General features: G+C 67.4%; 6 protein-coding genes. 3 read left to right on the top strand and 3 right to left on the bottom strand.

Going from position 1 to position 4,545, the window contains the following annotated elements:
• Positions 1-152: 152 nt before the first annotated feature.
• Positions 153-965: a pyrimidine utilization protein D gene (gene rutD, locus DBR10_RS07555; protein ID WP_108503841.1), complete on the top strand. Its 813-nt coding sequence runs from the start codon at positions 153-155 to the stop codon at positions 963-965.
• 5 nt (positions 966-970) lie between these two features.
• Complete coding sequence (gene rutA, locus DBR10_RS07550) at positions 971-2,032, top strand: pyrimidine utilization protein A (protein WP_108503839.1); 1,062 nt, start codon at positions 971-973, stop codon at positions 2,030-2,032.
• Positions 2,033-2,159: 127 nt separating this feature from the next.
• Here the strand turns inward: rutA and DBR10_RS07545 are convergent, their stop codons facing one another.
• The gene (locus DBR10_RS07545; protein ID WP_108490023.1) at positions 2,160-2,672 is read right to left on the bottom strand and encodes an FKBP-type peptidyl-prolyl cis-trans isomerase; all 513 of its coding nucleotides are present in this window, start codon (positions 2,670-2,672) and stop codon (positions 2,160-2,162) included.
• A gap of 264 nt (positions 2,673-2,936) precedes the next feature.
• Between DBR10_RS07545 and DBR10_RS20375 the strand changes: the two genes are divergently transcribed.
• On the top strand, positions 2,937-3,071 hold the full coding sequence (locus tag DBR10_RS20375) for a hypothetical protein (protein ID WP_255579982.1): 135 nt from the start codon (positions 2,937-2,939) through the stop codon (positions 3,069-3,071).
• A gap of 23 nt (positions 3,072-3,094) precedes the next feature.
• Here DBR10_RS20375 and DBR10_RS07540 read toward each other — a convergent pair whose 3' ends face one another.
• Both DBR10_RS07540 and DBR10_RS07535 read right to left on the bottom strand, forming a co-directional pair.
• Entirely contained in the window at positions 3,095-3,766 is a 672-nt protein-coding gene (locus DBR10_RS07540; protein ID WP_108556242.1) for a response regulator transcription factor, read from the bottom strand.
• Positions 3,763-4,545, bottom strand: a 783-nt coding sequence (locus DBR10_RS07535) for a sensor histidine kinase (protein WP_335582548.1), incomplete at its 5' end; no start/stop codon positions are given. The genes DBR10_RS07540 and DBR10_RS07535, both read right to left, overlap by 4 nt.

The raw sequence follows: 4,545 nt of genomic DNA, 5'->3' as shown, positions 1-4,545 counted from the left end.
CCCCTCTGTTCGCCGCAAGGGCGAGAGGGGCGGATCGCTGGCGATCCGCTGGCGTCTCACGAGTCCGCTGAACCAGGGGTTCCCGCCACAAGGGCGGGAATGACGGGTATCCGAGCTGCACACCCTGCGCCTCGGGGTCACACGAACGCGTGGTGTTTCGCATGACCAGCGGCACCGTCGACGGCCTGCACTACGACCTACACGGCGGTCCCGTCGCCGGACGCGAGGTCGTTCTGCTGTCGTCCGGCCTCGGCGGCTCGGGGGCCTTCTGGGCCCCGCAGATGCAGGCTCTGACCGAACGCTGGCCTGTGGTCACCTACGACCATCGCGGCACGGGACGCAGCGTCCGCACCCTGCCGACCGGTCCCTATGCCGTGCAGGACATGGCCGACGACATGGTCAGAGTGCTGGACGCCCTTGGCCTGGAGCGCGCCCATGTCGTCGGCCATGCGGCGGGCGGCAATGCCGGCCTGGCCCTGGCCTTGTCGCACCCTGACCGCCTGGCCAGGCTGGTTGTCGTCAACGGCTGGAGCCGTCCCGATCCGCATATCAAGCGCTGCTTTGACACGCGGATCCGCCTGCTGGAAGACAGCGGCATCGAAGCCTATGTCCACGCCCAGCCGCTGTTCCTGTATCCGGCCGACTGGATCTCGCGAAACCACGCCCGGCTGATGGCCGAAGAGGCCCACCACGTCGCCGGCTTTCCGCACCCCGACGTGATGCTGGCCCGGATCCGGGCCCTGCTGGCCTTCGATATCGACGCCGACCTGGAGCGCATCAGCCACCGCGTTCTGGTCAGCTGCAGCGCCGATGACATGCTGGTGCCGATGCGGTGCTCGCAACGGCTCGCCGGACTTCTGCCCAACGCCGACCTGCAGCAGGTCGCCTGGGGCGGCCACGGCTTCACCGTCACCGATCCCGAGACCTTCAATGAGGGTCTGATCCAGTTCCTAGAGGGGGCATAACGTCCATGCAGGTCGGCGTCTTCATTCCCATCGGCAACAACGGCTGGCTCATCTCCGAGACCTCGCCGCAGTACATGCCGAGCTTCGAGCTTAACAAGACCATCACCCAGAAGGCCGAGCAGTACGGCTTCGACTTCGCGCTCTCGATGATCAAGCTGCGCGGGTTCGGCGGCAAGACGCAGTTCTGGGAGCACAATCTGGAGAGTTTCACCCTGATGGCCGGCCTGGCGGCCGTGACCAGCAAGATCAAGATCTTCGCCACCGTCGCCACCCTGACCATCCCGCCGGCCATCGCCGCGCGCATGGCCTCGACCATCGACTCCATCGCCCCGGGCCGGTTTGGCCTGAACCTGGTCACCGGCTGGCAGAAGGCCGAATACAGCCAGATGGGCCTGTGGCCCGGCGAGCAGCACTATACTGACCGCTACAACTACCTGGCCGAGTACACGACCGTTCTGAAGGACCTGCTCGAAACCGGCGTATCCAACTTCAAGGGCCGGTACTTCCAGATGGACGACTGCCGGGTCAGCCCTCACCCGAAGGAGACCAAGCTGATCTGCGCCGGCTCGTCCGACGAGGGGTTGGCCTTTACCGCCCAGTATGCCGACTACAGCTTTGCGCTCGGCAAGGGCACCAACACGCCGACCGCCTTCGCTTCGGTCAACACGCGCCTGGAGGCCGCCGCCGCCAGCACGGGCCGGGATGTCGCCAGCTTCATCCTGTTCATGATCATCGCCGACGAAACCGACGAAAAGGCCTTTGCCAAGTGGCAGCTCTATCGCGAAGGCGCTGACCAGGAGGCCCTGGCCTGGCTGACCCAACAGGCCGCCCCCAATGCGGCGGCGGGTGCCACCACCAACACCGCCCAGCTGGCCGACGCGGCCTCGGCCGTGAACCTGAACATGGGCACGCTGGTCGGCAGCTACGAGAGCATCGCGCGCATGCTCGACGAGGTCGCGGCCGTGCCGGGCACCGGCGGCGTGCTGCTGGTGTTTGATGACTTCGTGCAGGGCGTCGAGGACTTCGGGACGAAGATCCAGCCGCTGATGACGTCAAGGAAGGTTTAGGCGGGACACTCGCCCCCACCTGGCCGCTGCGCGGCCGTCCGCCCCCATAAGGGGGCGGATGAGATCATCTTCCCCCTCCGGGAGAAGACGGTCGCGGAGCGACCCGTAGGGGGCAGGTAGCTCAGACCTAGTCCACCGCCAGCATGCCCAGCAGTTTCAGGCGGAAGACCATGACGCTGCCGGGCGGGATCGGTCCCGCCTCGCGGTCACCGTAACCCAGCTCCGGCGGCACATAGAGCAGCCACTCGTCTCCGACCTTCATCATCGGCAAGGCCTCCAGCCAGGCCTGGACCAGACCGTCGAGCGGCATGATCACGGACTGGTTGCGCTCGAACGAGCTGTCAAAGACGGTCCCGTCCAGCAGCTTGCCTTCGTAGTGAACCTTGATGATGTCGCCGAGCTTGGGGGACGTGGCGTCCTTCGGGCCCGAGGCCAGGATCTTGTACTGCAGGCCCGACGGCAGGCTGACGACACCCGGGGCCTTGGCATTGGTCGCCAGAAACGCCTTGCCGGCCTGGGCCGCAGCGGACGGGGCGAGGCTGGGCGGCGGCGTCACCACGGGCGCGCCCCCGGGCGTCTGGGCAAAGGCACCGGTTGCCGTCAGGGCCAGACACACGGCCAGAGAAGCAAAGCGAAACATGAAAGGTCCTGATCAAATGGCCGGGCAGGTCGCGACCCTAGAAACTTTCCTGGTCGATGAAAACCGGGCGACCACGCCGAAACCGCCGAAAAATCAGCAACCTGCTCCGAGTGCGGACCATTTTCGCCCGTTGCGCGAAACCCGATCCGGGTCCGCAATCGATTTTTCCCACGGTCCCTTTGCAGATTGGTCATGTCTTGTCGGACATTATCATGCACGATGACCGTCAAGGATAACCGCCAGAGCTATCCGGGGAGGTAAGCCATGCCAAAACATAACGGTGTCAGCCTTGCGCCTCGCCGACTCTGGCAGCGCTATCCCATGGTCGCGTTGCTGGCCGGATGGACCGCCATCGTCAGCGTCGCCATGGCCGGTGTCCTGCAGATTCACCTTCTCTAGAAGAGCGCGCTTCGGCGACCTCTCTAGACCAGTCCCCGGCGCGCAGCCTCCAGGGCCGCCTCGGCGCGGGAACAGATATTTAGCTTGCGATAGATCGCCTTGACGTAGCCGGCCACCGTCTGCTCGGCCACGCCCATGACCTTGGCCGCCTCGCCTGACCGCAGGCCGCGGCCGATCAGGCGGAGAACTTCGGTCTCGCGCGGGGTCAGCGCCGCCAGGGGCTCCTGGATGTCCGCCAAGCGCGGCTGGTCCCGGAAATAGCCGAGCATGCGCCGCGCAATCGCCGGTGACAGCGGGGTCTCGCCCTCCTCCAGGCGCAGCAGATACCGCACGAGATCCTCGCGCCCCATATCCTTCAGCAGATAGCCGCAGGCCCCTGCGGCTATCGCGTCGAACAGGTGGCCGTCATCCGCATAGATGGTGACCACGACGGCCCGCGTGTCGCCGCCCCGGTCCGAGATCTGCCGCAGCAGATCGATGCCACTTCCGTCGGGCAGCACCAGATCCACGAGCGCCAGGTCCGGGGTCCAGCGGTCTGCCCCCGGGGGGTCCAGAAGGTCCCGCGCCTCGCGAAGGGTGCGCGCGCCCCGCGCATCGATGCCCGGAAAGGCCGAGCCGAGCGCCGCCAGCAGATGCTGGCGGGTCTCGTCCTGGTCTTCCAGCACCAGGGCCGTGGCCGGGAGCTTGACACTCATGCCACGGCTCCGCCCGCCAGGGGCACGCTGAGCCGCACGACCGTCCCGCTGCCGCTCTCCGGGAACGTGACCTCGCCGCCGATCTCGCCCAGCCGCCGCTCCAGGTTGGCCAGACCGCTGCGGCGCCCCCCCGGTTCGCGCGGAAGACCCACGCCGTCGTCACTGATGATCATGTCGAGACGCTCACGCGAGTGCTGCAGGCTCACGACCACGCGCGTCGCGTGGGCATGGCGAATAACGTTGGACACCACCTCGCGGCAGGCCGAGGTCAGGTTCTTGTAGATCCTGTAGGGTGCTGGCGGGCCCGAGAACTCGTCCTCCGGCGGGGGCCAGTCCAGCTGCAGGCCGGCGGCGGCCAGACGCTCGGCCGTCTCGTGCCTCAGATCGGCCAGCACATCGTCCAGCGGCAGGGCATGACCCGACAGCCCCGAGACGATGGCCCGCAGATCGCCGATAGCCCCGCGCATGGCCTCATGGGTCTGGTTCAGCTCCTGCCGGTGCAGGCCCGACAGCAACCGCGCGCCGACATCGTCATGCAGGTCGCGGGCAATGCGCAGGCGCTCTTCGACCACGCCCCGCGCATAGGCGTCCCGCCCCTGTTCGATCTGGGCCAGAAGGGCCACCAGCTGGTCGGCCAGTTTCAGCTGGGCCGAGCTGAACAGCCCCCGACCGCGCGCCGGGAACCGCAGCAGCAGGGCCGGAGCCCCCGCCGCCGCCGGCAGGCTCATCGCGACGCCCTCGTCAACAATCGCCGCCCGCGCCTGCGCCCCGCCGGCGGG

The organism is Caulobacter sp. HMWF025 (assembly GCF_003060965.1).
Lineage (GTDB): Bacteria > Pseudomonadota > Alphaproteobacteria > Caulobacterales > Caulobacteraceae > Caulobacter.
The sequence above is the reverse complement of the archived record's forward strand: the minus strand, read 5'-3'. Positions and strand labels throughout refer to the sequence as shown.

Bases quoted from the DNA above. Each gene is read 5' to 3' on its own strand.
- rutA (WP_108503839.1), top strand. From the start codon at position 971: ATGCAGGTCGGCGTCTTCATTCCCATCGGCAACAACGGCTGGCTCATC.
- DBR10_RS07545 (WP_108490023.1), bottom strand. From the start codon at position 2,672: ATGTTTCGCTTTGCTTCTCTGGCCGTGTGTCTGGCCCTGACGGCAACC.
- DBR10_RS20375 (WP_255579982.1), top strand. From the start codon at position 2,937: ATGCCAAAACATAACGGTGTCAGCCTTGCGCCTCGCCGACTCTGGCAG.
- DBR10_RS07540 (WP_108556242.1), bottom strand. From the start codon at position 3,766: ATGAGTGTCAAGCTCCCGGCCACGGCCCTGGTGCTGGAAGACCAGGAC.